The sequence below is a fragment of the Quatrionicoccus australiensis genome (genome assembly GCF_020510425.1).
GTDB lineage: Bacteria > Pseudomonadota > Gammaproteobacteria > Burkholderiales > Rhodocyclaceae > Azonexus > Azonexus australiensis_A.
The window spans coordinates 401,685-418,605 of sequence record NZ_JAHBAH010000001.1 but is presented as its reverse complement, the minus strand read 5'-3'; the positions used below and the strand labels follow the sequence as shown (position 1 = coordinate 418,605).

11 protein-coding genes are annotated in these 16,921 nt (G+C 64.4%); 7 read left to right on the top strand and 4 right to left on the bottom strand.

Annotation, left to right across the window (positions count from 1 at the left end; translation table 11 throughout):
• Positions 1-102: 102 nt before the first annotated feature.
• Positions 103-1,269: a GGDEF domain-containing protein gene (locus tag KIG99_RS02185; RefSeq protein WP_226458594.1), complete on the bottom strand. Its 1,167-nt coding sequence runs from the start codon at positions 1,267-1,269 to the stop codon at positions 103-105.
• Between the two features lie 151 nt (positions 1,270-1,420).
• Positions 1,421-2,683, bottom strand: coding sequence for an urea ABC transporter substrate-binding protein (gene urtA / locus KIG99_RS02180; protein ID WP_226458593.1), 1,263 nt, complete (start codon positions 2,681-2,683; stop codon positions 1,421-1,423).
• Positions 2,684-2,954: 271 nt separating this feature from the next.
• On the opposite strand from urtA, the gene KIG99_RS02175 reads away from it, so the two are divergent.
• A complete protein-coding gene (locus KIG99_RS02175; protein ID WP_226458592.1) occupies positions 2,955-3,119 on the top strand; it encodes a hypothetical protein in 165 nt (54 codons plus the stop codon).
• Between the two features lie 6 nt (positions 3,120-3,125).
• On the opposite strand, the gene KIG99_RS02170 is transcribed toward KIG99_RS02175, so the two are convergent.
• Positions 3,126-4,070: a response regulator transcription factor gene (locus KIG99_RS02170; protein WP_226458591.1), complete on the bottom strand. Its 945-nt coding sequence runs from the start codon at positions 4,068-4,070 to the stop codon at positions 3,126-3,128.
• On the bottom strand, positions 4,067-7,438 hold the full coding sequence (locus KIG99_RS02165) for a hybrid sensor histidine kinase/response regulator (RefSeq protein ID WP_226458590.1): 3,372 nt from the start codon (positions 7,436-7,438) through the stop codon (positions 4,067-4,069). Before KIG99_RS02165 ends, KIG99_RS02170 begins: the two co-directional genes overlap by 4 nt.
• 183 nt (positions 7,439-7,621) lie before the next feature.
• Between KIG99_RS02165 and smc the strand changes: the two genes are divergently transcribed.
• From smc to KIG99_RS02135, 6 genes are read left to right on the top strand one after another with little or no spacing between them, the layout of a single operon-like run.
• Positions 7,622-11,131 (top strand): chromosome segregation protein SMC, encoded by a 3,510-nt coding sequence (gene smc, locus KIG99_RS02160; protein WP_226458588.1) that lies wholly within the window; start codon positions 7,622-7,624, stop codon positions 11,129-11,131.
• Positions 11,128-12,438: a cell division protein ZipA C-terminal FtsZ-binding domain-containing protein gene (locus KIG99_RS02155; protein WP_226458587.1), complete on the top strand. Its 1,311-nt coding sequence runs from the start codon at positions 11,128-11,130 to the stop codon at positions 12,436-12,438. The genes smc and KIG99_RS02155 overlap by 4 nt, the downstream gene beginning before the upstream one ends.
• Positions 12,438-14,807 carry an NAD-dependent DNA ligase LigA gene (ligA, locus tag KIG99_RS02150; protein ID WP_226458586.1) on the top strand — a complete coding sequence of 790 codons (2,370 nt, stop codon included), beginning with the start codon at positions 12,438-12,440 and terminating at the stop codon, positions 14,805-14,807. The genes KIG99_RS02155 and ligA overlap by 1 nt, the downstream gene beginning before the upstream one ends.
• Positions 14,804-15,673: a UTP--glucose-1-phosphate uridylyltransferase GalU gene (gene galU, locus KIG99_RS02145; protein WP_226458585.1), complete on the top strand. Its 870-nt coding sequence runs from the start codon at positions 14,804-14,806 to the stop codon at positions 15,671-15,673. The genes ligA and galU overlap by 4 nt, the downstream gene beginning before the upstream one ends.
• Complete coding sequence (locus KIG99_RS02140; RefSeq protein ID WP_226458584.1) at positions 15,674-16,219, top strand: hypoxanthine-guanine phosphoribosyltransferase; 546 nt, start codon at positions 15,674-15,676, stop codon at positions 16,217-16,219.
• The gene (locus tag KIG99_RS02135; protein ID WP_226458583.1) at positions 16,219-16,920 is read left to right on the top strand and encodes a class I SAM-dependent methyltransferase; all 702 of its coding nucleotides are present in this window, start codon (positions 16,219-16,221) and stop codon (positions 16,918-16,920) included. The genes KIG99_RS02140 and KIG99_RS02135 overlap by 1 nt, the downstream gene beginning before the upstream one ends.
• Position 16,921: the final 1 nt, after the last annotated feature.

Genomic DNA, 16,921 nt, shown 5'->3' with positions numbered 1-16,921 from the left:
GCGACAGATTACGGACGGGACGGCGGATCAGGAATACGGCGAATTGCGTAGGGTGGGGCCCTGCTGAGTATCTCCCGACAAACCGGGGGCTCCCTTGCTAAGCTAGGCCGGGGTGCTTGCTGTATTTGCGGCCGGGTTTCGCATCTCCGGCGCTGTTTCCGGCGTAGCGCAGACGACGCGGTTGCGACCTTGGGTCTTGGCCGCGTACATCGCCAGGTCGGCCCGGTGCATCAGGCTGGACAGGCTCCGATCCTCCTCTTGCAGCAAGGCAATGCCGATGCTGACCGTGGGTTGTACCGGGTGTCCCTGGAGATTCAGACGCAAGTCTGCCGTTGTCTGACGCAGGCGTTCGGCCGTGTCGATTGCGTCGCTCAGCGTCGTCTCGGGCAGGAGCAGGGCGAATTCCTCGCCGCCCAGCCGGCCCAGGCAGTCGCCGCTACGCAAATGCCGGGTAAAGGCATTGACCACGGCAACCAGCACTTCGTCGCCGGCCAGGTGTCCGTACTGGTCATTGACCTGCTTGAAGTGATCGAGATCGATGATCAGCAGGGCCAGCACCTGCGGGGTGCGCTGCGCTGTCTGCAACAGCTGTTCGGCGGCGGTCAGGAAATAGCGGCGATTGATCAGGCCGGTCAGGGCGTCGCGCGAGGCTTGCGACTCAAGTTCGCTGATCAGTATTTCGTTGCGTTGGCGCAGTTGCAAGGCCTCGGTTGCGTAGGCATTTATTTGCCGGGCAACCTGGATCATCAGGGCGCTGAAGCCGGCGCCGAGCAGGCAGAGGCCGATGTTGAACAGGCCAGGGTCGAGTAGCGGCGGGCCGAGCAGGGCGAGAATCGGGAAGATCATGTCGAAGGCGAGCATGCGCAGGTGGGCATTGCTCATCGAGGTGGTCAGCGCGATCAGGCCGATGTGCACCAGCATGATGAAAACCAGGCTGGGAAAACTGCCTTGTTGCCAGGCCCAGAAAACCAGCGACGACCAGGCCAGCATGTGGGCGCCGTGGGCGAGGGCAATGCGCCGGACCCAGTGCGTTTCGTCGCCCGGCGCGGCCTTGCTGCACTTGAAAGCGCGATAGACACGAATGTAGTTGGCGATGATCAGAAGTTCTGCAATCGCCCAGCTGGTCGCCCATGCAACGGGCACCCAGTTGGTCAGCATCGCGGCGACAACCAGGGTCAGTGGCGGTGCCAGGTAGCGGTCGTGCAGATGGATATCCACATACAGGTGCAACTGGGCCAGCCGGATGTCGGTCCGGGTGTCGGTCGTCATGGGGACTGGGGTTGATCAGGTCTGTGCATGGACCGACTATGCCTGATCGAGATGTTCCTGTCATCGTTTGACAATGTCACAGCTGGCAGGTAAGCCGCACGTAAAAAAGGGGGCCGAGGCCCCCGTTTCTGCGACTGACAGTAGCTCCGGATTACTTCATTTCCGGCTCGTCCTTCTTCTTGTCGTTGCCGGCGATGAACGGGCTCCACGGCTGAGCCTTGACCGGGCCGGGCGTCTTCCAGACGACGTTGAACTGGCCGTCGGCCTTCACTTCGCCGATGAATACCGACTTGTGCAGGTGGTGGTTCTTTTCATCCATCTTGGAGAGGATGCCGCTCGGTGCCTTGAAGGTCTGGCCGGCCATGGCGGCGATGACCTTGTCGGTGTCGGTCGACTTGGCCTTCTCGACGGCCTGCTTCCACATGTGGATGCCGATGTAGGTGGCTTCCATCGGGTCGTTGGTGACGACCTTGTCGGCGTTCGGCAGCTTGGCCTTCTTGGCCCAGTCGCGGTACATCTTCACGAACTTGTCGTTTTCCGGGTTCTTGAGCGACATGAAGTAGTTCCACGACGCCAGGTGGCCGACCAGCGGCTTGGTATCAACGCCGCGCAGTTCCTCTTCGCCAACCGAGAAGGCGACGACCGGCACATCGGTGGCTTTCAGGCCGGCGTTGCCGAGTTCCTTGTAGAAGGGCACGTTGGAGTCACCGTTGATGGTCGAAACCACGGCGGTCTTCTTGCCTTCGGAGGCGAACTTCTTGATCTTGGCGATGATGGTCTGGTAATCGCTGTGACCGAACGGCGTGTAGTCTTCCATGATGTCGGCGTCAGCAACGCCCTTCGATTTCAGGAAAGCGCGCAGGATCTTGTTGGTGGTGCGCGGATAGACGTAGTCGGTGCCAAGCAGCACGAAGCGCTTGGCTTCGCCGCCGTCCTTGGACATCAGGTATTCGACGGCCGGGATGGCTTGCTGATTGGGTGCGGCGCCGGTGTAGAAGACGTTCTTCTCAAGCTCTTCGCCTTCGTACTGGACCGGGTAGAAGAGCAGGCCGTTCAGTTCCTTGTAAACCGGCAGCACCGACTTGCGCGACACCGAGGTCCAGCAGCCGAAGGTCACGGCAACCTTGTCCTTGGTCAGCAGCTGGCGGGCCTTTTCGGCGAACAGCGGCCAGTTGGAAGCCGGGTCGACGACGACCGGCTCGAGCTTCTTGCCGAGTACGCCGCCGGACTTGTTGATTTCGTCGATGGTCATCAGCACGGTTTCCTTGAGCGCGGTCTCGGAAATGGCCATGGTGCCGGAGAGGGAATGCAGCACGCCGACCTTGATGGTATCGGCGGCGTGGGCCGTCATGCCGATGGAAGCCAGGGCGGCGGAGAGTACGGTTGCCTTGATGAAGTTGCGACGATTGCTCATGGAAGCTCCTCGGTTTGGGGGTCTGGTCTTACTGCGTTGTTGCAGTGCAGCGCCAGATTAAGGAGCGGGCGGTTTTGGCGGAATACGTTAGATTGCGTAGGTCGATGGATATGCCTGTCGGCAGTATTTTCTTATCAGCGATTGGTAGAACGGCGTCATCGTTGTTTCGTTAATCTGTAACCTGGCTGGCGTAGTCTGGCGTTCTTTTCCAGGCGCCGGCAAGAAGCGCCGAACCGCGCGATTCGATTCGCGATTTGCGGAGCGAGACATCATGAATATCAACCAGCAGCCGATTCCCGTCGTGCCCCACTTGCCGCCCGTCGTGCGCGTGGCGGCCCCGCGTTTTGTAGCCCTTCCGGCAACGCAGCAGGGGCGCGATCCGGCGCGCGAAGCGCTGGCCCGCCTGCAGGCCAGCCGGCAGCAAACCGACTTGTAAGCTGGCTCAGCCGCCACGCATCTTGCTGGTCGCCAGATTCGCCGCCGCAGTGCGGGTCTCGACGCCGAGTTTCTCGAAAACATGCTCCAGATGCTTGTTGACCGTGCGCGGGCTGTTGCCGAGGATGTCGCCGATGTCGTTGCTGGTCTTGCCCTGAGCGACCCAGTAGAGCACCTCGGCTTCGCGCTGGGTCAGGCGGAAGGCGGCGATCAGCGATTCGATGGCGGAGGCGTCGTTTTCCTCGCGCAGCACGACCAGCCATTCGTCGTCGCCGGTCTGGTCGTGGAAGGAAGCGAGCAGGCGGCGGCTGCCGTTGGCGCAGAGCAGCGGGCCGGGCTCGCGGTTGTCGCGGCGCGCCTTGTGGGCGCCGGCGATCCAGTTCAGGAGTTCTTCCGGGGCGACGTCTTCCGGGTTGGCGAAGTAGTCGTTGAGCAGCTTCCTGGCCAGCGGCGTCTGCCAGACGATGCGGCTGTCGGCGGCGCGCACCGCCACCGTGGCCTGGCCGAAGGCGTCGAGCGCCGTCCGCGCCTGCTTCATCTGGCGGGCGTTCTGCATGTGCGCGGCGATGCGCGCCAGGACTTCCGGCGGACGGATCGGCTTGGTCACGTAATCGGCGCCGCCGGCCGCGAAGGCGGCGACGACATGCTCGGTTTCGGTGAGCCCGGTCATGAAGACGATGGGAATGTGCTGCGTCGAGAAATCGGCCTTCAGCCGGCGCGCCACCTCGAAGCCGTCCATGCCCGGCATCAGCGCGTCGAGCAGGATCACGTCGGGCAGGCTCTGGCGGGCGCGTTGCAGCGCCGATTCGCCGTTGGTCGCGACAAGCACGGTGTAGCCGGTGTCGTCGAGTGCGTCATGCAGTAGCGAGAGATTTTCCGGTACGTCATCGACGATCAGCACGATGTCCGAAATGGTATTGGCGATGGGCGGCGTACGGTCGACGGTCGTCATGGGCGCATTTTCCTGAGAATTTCCTTCATCGCATCGAACTGGAACTGGCGCGCCAGATCGCGCAGGACGCGGACGAACTCGCCGTGTTGCGGGTCGAGGCGTTCGATTTCGGCGAGCTTGTTGAGCATGCCGCGCAGGTAGCCGAGGTTGATCAGCTCGTCGAGCGCCGCCAGGTGGCTGGCGTCGGGCGCGATCAGCGGTGGCGGTTCGGCCGGCGCGGCAACCGGCGGCGGGCTGTCGGCGGTGATCCATTCGAGTTGCAACTGGCGGCCGATCCAGTCGAGCAGTTCATTGACGCGCAGCGGCTTGACGATGAAATCCTGCGGCGCGATGCCGACATCGTTGTCCAGGCCCTTGTCGAAGGCATTGGCCGAAAGGATGGCGATGTGGGCGTCGCTGAGGCCTTGCTGGCGGATGCGGCGGATGGTTTCCCAGCCGTCGATGCCGGGCATGCCGAGATCCATGAAAATCAGGTGCGGCGCGAAGCGCGGAACGCTGGCCAGGCATTCGTAGCCGCTGGCCGCCTGTTCGACGATGAAGCCGAGCGGTTCGAGCACGCTTTGCAGCATGTCGCGATCGACCTTTTCGTTATCGACGACGAGGATGCGCCGGCGCACGCCGACATAGCCGATGCGGTTGAGCCGGCTCAGTTCGCGCGCTGCCTGGCGGGCATGCACCTGCGGCAGGAAGAGGCGGATGCGGAACAGCGTGCCCTCGCCGGGCGTGCTGCTCAGCTGCATTTCGCCGCCCATCAGGTCGGTCAGCATGCGGGCGATGGTCAGGCCGACGCCGCTGCCGCCGGCCTGCACGCTGCTGCCGCGCACGAAGGGTTCGAAGATGCGCTCGAGGTCGGCGGCAGCGATGCCGGGGCCGCTGTCGCGAATCTCGAAGACGGCCATCTCGCGCCGGCATTCGACCTTGAAGGAGACGCCGCCGCGCACGGTGAACTTGATCGCGTTGCCGAGCACGTTGATCAGGATCTGGCGCAGGCGTCTTTCGTCGGCGCGGACGATGGCGGGAATCTCGCCGCTCGGCTGGTAGTCGAAGGACAGCCCCTTGTTGCGCGCCTGCAATTCGAACATGCCGACGATCTGCTGCAGGAAGTCGGGGAAGTCGAGCGGCTTGACCTCAAGGGTCAGCTTGCCGCCCTCGATGCGCGCGATGTCGAGCGTGCCCTCGATCACCGAGAGCAGGTGGTCGCCGCTTTTGCGGATGACGCTAACCGCCTGCTTGCGGCTGGGCGGAATGTTTTCGTCGGCATCGAGAATCTGCGCGTAGCCGAGGATGCTGTTGAGCGGCGTGCGCAGTTCGTGGCTGATCGCCGTGATGTAGCGGCTTTTCGCCTGGTTGGCCTGTTCGGCGACCTGGCGGGCCTTTTGCAGGGCTTCGTCGGTGCGCTGGTGCGACTCGATTTCCTGGATCAGCAATTGCGTCTGGCGGTTTGACTCTTCCTGTGCGACCTGCCGGCTTTGCTGGGTCAGCACCATCCACCAGGCGACGACGCCGGCGAGCATGAGGAGAGCGGCAAAAGCCTTGATGAACGTATCCTGCAACGCGGCGATGAGCAGCGTCTGTCCGGCCCCGAGGGCGAGCAGTTCGTGCGTGTACAGCACGCCGAGGACGAGCGCCAGGATCGGTACGATGCCGGCCATCAGCAGCAGGTAATGGCCCAGCCCGGTTTCCAGGTAGGGCCGGGCGACCGCCGGCAGCAGGCGGCGCAGCACGCCGTTCCATTGCGCCGCGAGATTGGCCTGCGGCTTGCAAAGGTCGTGGCAGCGGGCGTCGAGCGAGCAGCACAGCGAGCAGATCTGGCCCTGGTAGGCCGGGCAGTGCGCCATGTCCTCGCTCTCGTAATCGCGCTCGCAAATCACGCATTTCTGGACGTCGACCGCTGGCGGCTGGGCCGGGCGCGCCAGGTAATAACGGCCGCCAGTCGCCCAGGCAAGCAGCGGCGAACAGAGCAGGGCGGTGCCGAGCGCGACGAAGGACGCGTAAGGCTGGATCTCGCTGCCGAGCAGGCCGACGAAGGCGGCGATCGAGAGCAGCGAGGCGATACCCATGGCGCCGACGCCGACCGGGTTGATGTCGTAGAGATTGCTGCGCTTGAATTCCATGCCCGGCGGCGACAGGCCGAGCGGCTTGTTGATGACGAGATCGGCGACGACCGCCGCCATCCACGAAATGGCGATGTTGGAATAGAGGCCGAGTACCTGGCCGAGCGCCTGGAAGACGTTGAGTTCCATCAGCAGGAGCGCGATCAGCGTGTTGAAGACAACCCAGACGACGCGCCCCGGATGGCTGTGGGTCAGGCGGGCGAAGAAATTGGACCAGGCCAGCGAGCCGGCGTAGGCGTTGGTGACATTGATCTTCAGTTGCGAGACGACGACGAACAGCGTCGTCGCGGCAATCGCCAGCGTCGTGTTGTCGAAGACATGCGAGAAGCCGATCAGGTACATCTGGTTGGGATCGACTGCCTTCGCCGCTGGCACCGCGTTGCGCAGCGCCAGCCAGGCGAGCAGGGCGCCACCCAGCATTTTCAGGATGCCGGGCACGACCCAGCCCGGACCGCCGACGATGACGCCGAACCACCAGCGGCGCGCGTTGGCCGGCGTCTTTTCCGGCATGAAGCGCAGGTAATCGACCTGCTCGCCCATCTGCGTGACCATGGCGATGCCGACGGTCAGTGCCGCGCCGAACAGGTGCGGATCGAAACCGGGCGGCGCGCCATGTTCGCCGCCGTAACTCCACAGCCCGGCCAGGGCCTGCGGTTCCTCGATGAACAGGAAGGCGTAGGGCAGCACGAGCAGGAACAGCCAGAGCGGCTGCGTCCACGCCTGCAGCTTGCTGATCGCGGTGACGCCGTGGGTGACCAGCGGAATGACGACCAGGGCGCAGATCAGGTAGCCCCAGGCCGGCGGAATGCCGAAGGCGAGTTCGAGCGCGTAAGCCATGATCGCCGCTTCGAGGGCGAAGAAGATGAAGGTGAAACTGGCGTAGATCAGCGAGGTGATGGTCGAGCCGATGTAGCCGAAGCCGGCGCCGCGCGTCAGCAGGTCCATGTCCAGGCCGTAGCGGGCGGCGGTGCTGCTGATCGGCAGGCCGATCAGGAAAATGATCAGGCCGGTCGCGAAAATCGCCCAGAAGGCATTGATGAAACCGGCCTGCACCATCATCGTCGCGCCGACCGCTTCGAGCACCAGGAAGGAAGCGGCGCCGAAGGCGGTGTTGGCAACGCGCATTTCCGACCATTTGCGGAAACTGCGCGGCGTGAAACGCAGGGCGTAATCTTCAAGCGTCTCGTTGGCGACCCAGGTGTTGTAGTCGCGGCGGATCTTGATGACTTTCTGGGTGGCGGCAGCGGGATTCATGGAGAAATTAGAACATGATTTTTCCGCTCGCCGTTTGCCCGGCGGAAGTTTGTTGCGGGGCGTGGCCCTTTTGCGGCACATTGCCCGGCCAGCTTCGTGCAAGTGCGGTGCCGGCGATCAAATCGGTCGATGTTATGATACGGCCCCCGTCATGGCAGGGGCATTTGCTTCCGCCACAGCCTCATGCGACTGACCAAACTCAAACTCGCCGGTTTCAAATCCTTTGTCGATCCGACTGCGGTTGCCCTGCCCGGGCAGCTGGTCGGCGTCGTCGGCCCCAATGGCTGCGGTAAATCCAACATCATGGATGCCGTACGCTGGGTGCTGGGCGAGTCCAAGGCCTCCGAGCTGCGCGGCGAGTCGATGATGGACGTCATCTTCAACGGCTCGTCGAATCGCAAGCCGGTGTCGCGCGCCTCGGTCGAACTGATTTTCGACAATCTGCTCGGCCGCGCCCTCGGCCAATGGACGCAGTATTCCGAGCTTTCGGTGAAGCGCACGCTGACCCGCCAGGGCCAGTCGGACTACTTCATCAACAACCAGAAGGTCCGCCGCAAAGACATCACCGATCTCTTTCTCGGTACCGGCCTCGGCCCGCGCGCCTACGCCATCATCGGCCAGGGCATGATCGCCCGCATCATCGAGGCGCGCCCGGACGACCTGCGCGTCTTCCTCGAAGAAGCCGCCGGCGTGACGCGCTACAAGGAGCGGCGCAAGGAAACCAACGGCCGTCTCGAGGACACGCGCGAAAACCTGCTGCGTGTCGAGGATATTCGCCAGGAACTCGGTAACCAGATCGAGCGCCTCGGCGCCCAGGCCGAAGTGGCGCGCCGTTACCACGCGCTGAACGAACAGCTGGTGCAGCGCCAGCAGATTCTCTGGCTGTTGAAAAAACGCGAGGCCGAGGCCGAACGCCAGCGCCTGTCGCTCGAAGTCGAGCGCGCCACCACCGATCTCGAAGCGCAAAGCGCCGCTCTGCGCGAAACCGAGGCGCGTGCCGAAGCCATGCGCGAGACGCATTTCGCCGCCGGCGACGCCCTGCATCAGGCGCAGAGCGACATGTATGCGGCCAATGCCGAAGTTGCCAAGCTTGAAGCCGAAATCCGCCATCGCCGCGAATCGCGCAGCCAGCTTGAGGCGCGCATCGTCCAGCTCGAAGGGGAACTGGCGCAATGGACGCAAACCGCCGAGCAGTTGGCGGTCGACCGGCAAAAATGGGAAGAAACCGAGGAAATCGCCCGTCTCAAGGTCGAGGAAGCCGCCGAGCGCCTCAACGAACAGATGGACATCGCGCCGCAGGTCGAGGAAGACCACGCCCAGGCGCTCGACGAACTGCAGCGCCTGAAAACCCGCACCGCCAACGCCGAGCAGCGTCTCGAAGTCGAACTGACCAACAAGGCACACGCCCAGCGCGCCCTGCAGGGCATCGTCCAGCGTCGCGAACGCCTGCGCGACGAGGGCGGCGGCCAGAATGCGCCGGATGCCATGGACCTCGCCGAGAAGGAAGAAGAGCTCGACCTGCTGCGCGAGGAACTGGCTGGCGACCAGGATCACCTGCAGCAACTGCAGCAGGAGCTGCCGCAACTCGAAGCCAGCCGCCGCCAAGTGCGCGAGGAACTGCAGCGCATCGAGCGCGAACTGGCCGCCGGCCAGGCGCGCCGCGCCGCGCTTGAACAGATGCAGGCGCGCGTGCGCGACAGCGGCACCTTGCCCGAGTGGTTGCGCCGGCATGGTCTCGATGCCGCCGTGCCGCTGTGGCAGCAGATTCACGTCGAAGCCGGCTGGGAGTCGGCGGTCGAAGCGGTGCTGCGCGAACGCCTCAACGCGATTGCCTGTGCCGACAGCGGCAAGCTCGACGAATGGCTGCACGATCGGCCCGAGGCGCGGCTCAGCGTGATGCTGCCGGCGCCGGCGGATTTGCCTCCGGAAACGGCGTCGACCGCGGCGCATCTCGGCCAGCGCGTGCGCTGCACCGATCCCGAACTGGCCGGCGTGCTCGCCGACTGGCTGGCGCCGGTGCTCACCGCCGAGTCGCTCGATGCGGCGCTTGCCCGACGCGGCGAACTGCGTCCCGGCGAAGTGCTGGTCACCCAGGGCGGCGACCTGATCACCCGCTGCAGCCTGAATTTCTTTGCGCCCGACAAGGGCGAGCACGGCTTGCTCGAGCGCCAGCGGGAAATCGAAAGCCTGGCTGACGGCATTGCCGATTTCGCCGAAAAGGCCGAAGCCGGGCGCGAGCAGGTTGAATTGCTCGACGAGCAATTCAGCGACAAGCAGGAAGAAATCGGCGAAATCCGCCAGTACGTCACCGACCGTCAGCAGCGCGTGCATGCCGTGCAGCTCGAAGTGGTCAAGCTGAGCCAGGCGATCGAGCGCCATCGCGAGCAGCGCGAACGCCTGCAGGAACAGATGGCCGAACTGGCCGAGGAAGAAGAAGCCGAGCGCGAGCGCGAGATGGCGGCGGACGAGAAGATCGCCGAAGTGCGCGACGGCCTCGGCCGCATCCGCGTCCTTGTCGTCGGAGCCCAGTCGCGTCTCGACGAGTGCGAACGGGCAGTGCGTGCCGAGCGCGAGCGCAATTCCGATTTCGACCGCGCCTTGCGCGAGGCGCAGTTCTCGCTGCGCGAGGCGCAGGGCAAGCTGCAGGACGTCTTCGCGCAGCAGGCGACGGCGCAGCGCGAGCTGAACCGGGTCGGCAAGGACTTGGCGCAATGCGCCGAGCAGGTCGAGGCGGCGCCGGCCGACGTCATGGAAGACAACCTGCAGATCGCGCTCGAACTGCGCCAGGAGCGCGAAATGGCGCTGGCCGAAAAGCGCGATGCGCTGGAGGCGGCAACCAACGCGCTGCGCGGCCTCGAAGAACAACGCATGAAGATCGAGCAGGGCCTGGAACCGCTGCGCGTCCGGATCGGCGAGCTCAAGCTCAAGGAGCAGGCGGCGGCGCTCAATACCGAACAATTCGCGCTACAGTTGCTCGAAGCCGGTGCAGACGAGGCAGCCTTGCTGCCTGAATTGGGCAACGCCAAACCGGCCAGCCTGCAGGGTGAAATCACGCGGCTCGGCAACGCGATTACCGAACTCGGTGCGGTCAATCTTGCCGCCTTGCAGGAACTGGACACGGCGACCGAGCGCAAGGGCTACCTCGACATGCAGGCGGCCGACCTCAACGAAGCGATGGAAACCCTGGAAAACGCGATCCGCCGCATCGACCGCGAGACGCGCGACTTGCTGCAAACCACCTTTGATACGGTCAACGGCCATTTCGGGCAACTTTTCCCGGAACTGTTCGGCGGTGGCCGCGCCGAGCTGGTGATGACCGGCGAGGAGATCCTCGATGCCGGCGTGCAGGTCATCGCGCAGCCGCCGGGCAAGAAGAATTCGACCATTCACCTGCTTTCCGGCGGCGAAAAGGCGCTGACCGCGATTGCGCTGGTTTTCTCGATGTTCCAGTTGAACCCGGCGCCGTTCTGCCTGCTCGACGAGGTCGATGCGCCGCTCGACGATTCCAATACCGAGCGTTTTTGCGGCATGGTGAAGAAAATGTCGGCGAATACGCAGTTCTTATTTATTTCCCATAATAAAATCGCGATGGAAATGGCCGAACAGCTGGTCGGCGTCACCATGCAGGAATCCGGTGTTTCGCGCGTGGTGGAAGTGGATATCGAAGAAGCTTTGAAGATGAGGGATGCATGACCGAACTCCAGTTGGGACTGATCGGCCTGGGCGCGAGCGCAGTGGTTGGCGTATTCGCCTATAACAAGTGGCAGGAATACCGCCACCGCAAACTGGCGGAAGCCGTCTTCAAGCCGCAGCACGACGATGTTCTGCTCGGCGCCACGCCGCCGGCCGCCAAGGTGGAAGCTGCGCCGCTGCGCAGCGAGCCGGAAATCCGTATCGAAGAGCCGTCAGCGGTCGACCGTCGCGTCGAGCCGGTTTTCAATGACGTGCCCTACAGCGACCCGTATCCGACCGAACCGGGCGTAGACGAAGTCATCGAGATCGAAGAACCGGCGCATTTCGTCGATGAACCGGAAGCGCCGCCGCAATTTGCGCGGCCAGTTGCCGAGCCGGTTGTCGAGGCGCCCGCCAGGCCGGTTGCCGAACCTGTCGTCGCCGCGCCACCGGCGCCTGCCGAGCCGGAAGACCTGCCGGCCGAAGTTCCTGCCGGTGCCGTACCGGCCGAACTGCTCGATCCGCGTCTGGAACTGGTGGTCGCCCTCGAAATGGTCGAGCCGGTCGCCGTGCAGCAGATCCTGCATTCGCAGCGCGACGTGTTGCAGCGCATCAACAAGCCGGCGCATTGGGTCGGCTTCAATGAACGCAACCGCGAGTGGGAGCGCCTGACGCCGGACAGCACGCTGAAAGTGCGCCGCCTGCGCGTCGGCCTGCAACTGGTCAATCGCATGGGGCCGGTTTCCGAAGGCGACCTGACCGTCTTCGTCAATGCCATCCATGCGCTGGCCGACGAATTGATGGCCGTGGTCGACATGCCGTCCTCGCGCGTCCTCGACCAGGCGGCAGAGATCGACCGTTTCTGTGCCGCGGTCGACCTCGAAATCGGCATCAATCTGGTCAGCCGGGCGAGTGCCTTCTCGGGCACCAAGATTCGCGCCCTGGCCGAAGCCGCCGGCATGGTGCTCGGCGTCGATGGTCTGTTTACGCGCTATGACGACGACGGTCGCGCCCAGTTCTGCCTGCAGAATTACGAAAGCACGCAGTTCTCGCCCGATAGCGTGCGCACCCTGACTACGCATGGCCTGACTTTCCTGCTCGATGTGCCGCGCGTCGATCACGGCGAGCGCGTGTTCGGGCAGATGTCCGAACTCGCCAAGCGCTTTGCCGATACGTTGCAGGGGGCGCTGGTCGATGACAACCGCCAGCCCTTGTCCGATTCGCAGCTTGAGCACATCCGGCGCGAATTCATCGGCAAGCCGCAGGCCACGATGGCCAGTTTCGGCCTGCCCGCCGGTTCGCCCCAGGCGCTGCGGCTGTTCTCCTGATGGCTGGCGTGGTCGAGACGCAGCGCGCCGAGCAGCTGCGCGCCGAGCTTGAGCGCCATAACCAGGCTTATTACGTCCACGACAACCCGAGCATTCCGGATGCCGAGTACGACCGGCTGTTCCGTGAGTTGCAGGCGCTCGAGCAGCAATATCCCGAACTGCAGACGGCTGATTCGCCGACGCAGCGGGTGGGGGCGGCGCCGCTCAAGGAATTCCCGCCGCGCCAGCACGGCGTGCCTATGCTCTCGCTGAACAATGCCTTTGCCGAAGCCGAGGTCGAGGCTTTCGACCAGCGCGTGCGCGACGGCCTGCACAGCATCGCAACGGTCGACTATGCCGTGGAGCCGAAATTCGATGGCCTGGCGATCAGCCTGACCTACGAAAACGGCGTGTTCACCTGCGGCGCAACGCGCGGCGACGGCACAACCGGCGAGGAAGTGACGCCCAATCTGCGCACCCTGCGCGGCATCCCGCTGCGTCTGGCGGGCGAGGGCTGGCCGGTGCTGATCGAAGTGCGCGGCGAAGTGCTGATGTTCAAGGCCGATTTCGCCAAACTCAACGAACGCCAGCGCGCGCGCGGCGACAAGGAGTTTGCCAATCCGCGCAATGCCGCCGCCGGCAGCCTGCGCCAGCTCGATTCGAAAATCACCGCCAGCCGGCCGCTGTCCTTCTTCGCCTACGGCGTCGGTCTGGGCGCCGATACGGTCGACGTCAAAACGCATGCCGAATTGATGGATAGACTGGCTGCCTGGGGTTTTCCGGTGGCAACGGAGCGCGACGTCGTGCACGGCAGTCGTGGCCTGCTCGATTATTTTGCCCGGATCGGCGCGCAACGCCCGAGCCTGCCCTACGACATTGACGGCGTGGTCTACAAGGTCAATTCGCTGGCCGCGCAGGAAGAGCTCGGCTTTGTTTCACGTGCGCCGCGCTTTGCCATTGCCCACAAATTCCCGGCCGAAGAGGCCTTGACCGTGGTCGAGGCGATCGACATCCAGGTTGGCCGTACCGGCGCGCTGACCCCGGTCGCGCGTCTGGCGCCGGTCTTCGTCGGCGGCGTCACGGTGACCAACGCGACGCTGCATAACGAAGACGAACTGCGTCGCAAGGACGTTCACGTCGGCGACACGGTGGTGGTACGCCGCGCCGGCGATGTCATTCCCGAGGTGGTCAGCGTTGTTGCCGAACGCCGGCCGGCCACCGCCCAGCCTTTTGTGATGCCCGACGCCTGCCCGGTGTGCGGTGCGCACGTCGTGCGCGAGCCGGGCGAGGCGGTGACGCGCTGTTCCGGCGGTTTTTCCTGCCGCGCGCAGCGCATCCAGGCCATCCTGCATTTTGCCGGGCGCCGGATGCTGGACATCGACGGTCTGGGCGAGCGCTATGTCGAGCGGCTGGTTGAATTTGACTACGTGCATGGCATCGCCGATCTGTATCGCCTCAAACTCGACGACCTGCTGGAAATGAAGCGGCGCGCCGACGAAAAAGATGGGACGGTGCCGGAAACGGTCAAGGCCGGTCAGACGCCGACGCGCTGGGCCGAGAACCTGCTCGCCGGCATCGCCGCCAGTCGCCGGCCGACCCTGGCCCGCTTGCTCTTCGCGCTGGGCATCCGCCACGTCGGCGAAAGCACGGCCAAGACCCTGGCCGACTGGCTGGGCAGCGTCGAACGCGTGCGGCGTGCGCCGGCGCCCTTGCTCGCCGTGCTGCCCGATATCGGCGCTACGGTGGCGGCGGCGATTGCCGATTTCTTTGCCGAAGAACGCAATGTCCAGGCGGTCGACGAGCTGTTATGCCCGGAAATCGGCGTCGCGCCGGCCGACGAGCATGCGCCGCGGCCCGGTCTGGCCGAACGCCTGGGCTGGGCCGAACTCTACGCCGTACTCGGCGTGCCGCGCCTGACGCCGGTGCGCGCCAAACAACTCGCCGCCGTTGTCGACGGTGCGACGCTGGCGACGCAGGGGATCAACGCGGCGGCCTTGTCCGGCGCCGGTGTTCCCGGCGACGTCATTACGTCACTCGGCGAGTGGTTGCAGGCGCGCGGCAATCGTGGTCTGCTGGCTGCTGTGGCAACGCGGCGTGACGAACTGCTGGCGGCGCTGCCGGCAGTCGGCGTACAGGATGTCGCAGCGACACCGTTGGCCGGCAAGACCTTCGTATTGACCGGTACGCTGCCGACCTTGAAGCGCGACGATGCCAAGACGATGATCGAAGCCGCTGGCGGCAAGGTGAGCGGTTCGGTGTCGAAGAAGACGGATTACGTGGTGGCCGGCGAAGAAGCCGGCTCCAAACTGGAAAAGGCGCAGGAACTGGGGGTTGCTGTGCTCGATGAAACAGAATTTTTGCAATTGCTCGAAAAGGGAGTCCTGAAATGAAAAAAGTTCGCAAAGCCGTATTCCCGGTGGCCGGTATGGGCACCCGTTTCCTGCCGGCGACCAAGGCCGCTCCGAAGGAAATGCTGCCCATCGTCGACAAACCGCTGATCCAGTTCGCGGTTGAAGAAGCCGTCGCTGCCGGCATTACCGACATGGTGTTCGTGACCGGTCGTTCCAAGCGTTCGATCGAGGATCACTTCGACAAGGCCTACGAGCTGGAAAGCGAACTCGAAGCGCGCGGCAAGAACGAGTTGCTCGACTTCGTGCGCAACATGATTCCGAAGAACATCAATTGCATCTACATCCGCCAGGCCGAAGCGCTCGGGCTCGGCCATGCCGTGCTTTGCGCCAAGCCGGTGATCGGCGACGAGCCGTTCGCCGTGATTCTCGCCGACGACCTGCTCGATGGCGAAGTGGCCGTCATGAAGCAGATGACCGATACCTACGACTATTACCGCTGCTCGGTGCTCGGCGTGCAGGACGTGCCGCGCGCCGACACCAAGAGCTACGGCATCGTCGATGCACGCGCCGTGGCCGACCGGGTCGAACAGGTCAATGCCATCGTCGAGAAGCCGAAGCCGGAAGACGCACCGTCCACGCTGGCCGTGGTCGGCCGCTACATCCTGACGCCGCGCATCTTCCATCACCTGGAAAACATCAAGCCGGGGGCCGGTGGCGAGATCCAGCTGACCGACGGCATCGCCTCGCTGCTTTCCGAGGAACAGGTGCTCGCCTATCGTTACGACGGCACGCGCTACGACTGCGGCTCCAAGTTGGGCTACCTGCAGGCGACGGTCGTTTTCGGCCAGCGTCACCCGGAAGTCGGGCCGGCCTTCGATGCCTACCTGAAGTCGCTGGGGCAATAAATGGACGCACAAAAAGCTCGCAAGCTGCTCGCCGAGGCCGAACTGATCCACTCCGAGGCCACCGTGCAGGCGGCGCTCGACGAGGTTGCCGGGCGTATCCGCAGCCAGTTGTCCGAGAAGAATCCGCTGGTCCTCTGCGTGATGACCGGCGGCGTGATCTTTACCGGTCAACTGCTGCCCAAGCTCGATTTTCCGCTCGACTTCGATTATCTGCACGCGACGCGCTATGGCGCCGACACCCAGGGCGGCAAGATCTCCTGGCGCATGGCGCCGTGGACTTCGGTCAAGGGGCGCACCGTGCTGGTGGTGGATGACATCCTCGACGAAGGCGTCACCCTGGCCGCGGTCAAGGACAGCCTGCTGCAACTCGGTGCCGACGAGGTCCTGCTCGCCGTGTTTACCGACAAGCTGAATGGCAAGAACAAGCCGATTACCGCCGACTTCGTTGCCTTGCCGGTGCCGGATCGTTTCGTCTTCGGTTACGGCATGGATGTCGATGGTGCCTGGCGCAACCTGCCGGCTATCTATGCGATGAAAGAAGACTGATGAGCGGTGCCACCGTCGCCGAGTTTCTCGGCTACTGGGAAGCGGAAGGGCAGCACTACGTGCGGCGCGGCGACTACGAATGGATGGCAGCGCTGGTGCCGGGCAAGCGGGTGCTGGAAGTCGGCTGCGGCGTGGGGTTTGCGACGCAGGCGCTGGCGGCGCGCGGCTTGTCCGTGCTCGCCATCGACACGCTGCCGGAATGTCTGGCCGCGACGCAGGCGCGCGTGGCGGGGCAGGATGTCACGCTGCTCGAAGCCGACGTCATGGCCTTGTCAGACGGTCAACGTCTTGAAATCGCCGATTTTGCGCCGGATGCCGTGGTTTGCTGGCTGATGGGCGCGCCGGCCACGGTCACCGGTGCGACGGCGAGCGATGGCGGCAAGGCGGTGGTCGCCTACCGCGAGAAAATACACCGCGGCATCGCCGAACTGGCGGCCAGCCTGCCGAGCGTGCAGGCGTTCCACCTCGTCGACCGGACGGTGATTCCCTGGCAGGCCAAGGATATCGGCCGCGATACCCTGGTCGGTTACCACGCCGGCAAGACCCTGCGCGATCTGCCGCTGCTTGCCGAGCGCAAGCACGCGCTGTATCGCAAGATCGATGGCAACTCGCCGGAAATCGAAAGAATGCGCAAATCGCACCCCTCGCTGAAGAGTGCGGTGCCCGTGCTGGCTTCGCTGCTGGCCGAAAGGAAAAAATAAT

What these genes read in the sequence shown, in the direction of transcription:
- smc (WP_226458588.1), top strand. Translation starts at nt 7,622, where the DNA reads ATGCGACTGACCAAACTCAAACTCGCCGGTTTCAAATCCTTTGTCGAT.
- KIG99_RS02175 (WP_226458592.1), top strand. Translation starts at nt 2,955, where the DNA reads ATGAATATCAACCAGCAGCCGATTCCCGTCGTGCCCCACTTGCCGCCC.
- galU (WP_226458585.1), top strand. Translation starts at nt 14,804, where the DNA reads ATGAAAAAAGTTCGCAAAGCCGTATTCCCGGTGGCCGGTATGGGCACC.
- KIG99_RS02135 (WP_226458583.1), top strand. Translation starts at nt 16,219, where the DNA reads ATGAGCGGTGCCACCGTCGCCGAGTTTCTCGGCTACTGGGAAGCGGAA.
- ligA (WP_226458586.1), top strand. Translation starts at nt 12,438, where the DNA reads ATGGCTGGCGTGGTCGAGACGCAGCGCGCCGAGCAGCTGCGCGCCGAG.
- KIG99_RS02165 (WP_226458590.1), bottom strand. Translation starts at nt 7,438, where the DNA reads ATGAATCCCGCTGCCGCCACCCAGAAAGTCATCAAGATCCGCCGCGAC.
- KIG99_RS02170 (WP_226458591.1), bottom strand. Translation starts at nt 4,070, where the DNA reads ATGACGACCGTCGACCGTACGCCGCCCATCGCCAATACCATTTCGGAC.
- KIG99_RS02155 (WP_226458587.1), top strand. Translation starts at nt 11,128, where the DNA reads ATGACCGAACTCCAGTTGGGACTGATCGGCCTGGGCGCGAGCGCAGTG.
- KIG99_RS02185 (WP_226458594.1), bottom strand. Translation starts at nt 1,269, where the DNA reads ATGACGACCGACACCCGGACCGACATCCGGCTGGCCCAGTTGCACCTG.
- KIG99_RS02140 (WP_226458584.1), top strand. Translation starts at nt 15,674, where the DNA reads ATGGACGCACAAAAAGCTCGCAAGCTGCTCGCCGAGGCCGAACTGATC.
- urtA (WP_226458593.1), bottom strand. Translation starts at nt 2,683, where the DNA reads ATGAGCAATCGTCGCAACTTCATCAAGGCAACCGTACTCTCCGCCGCC.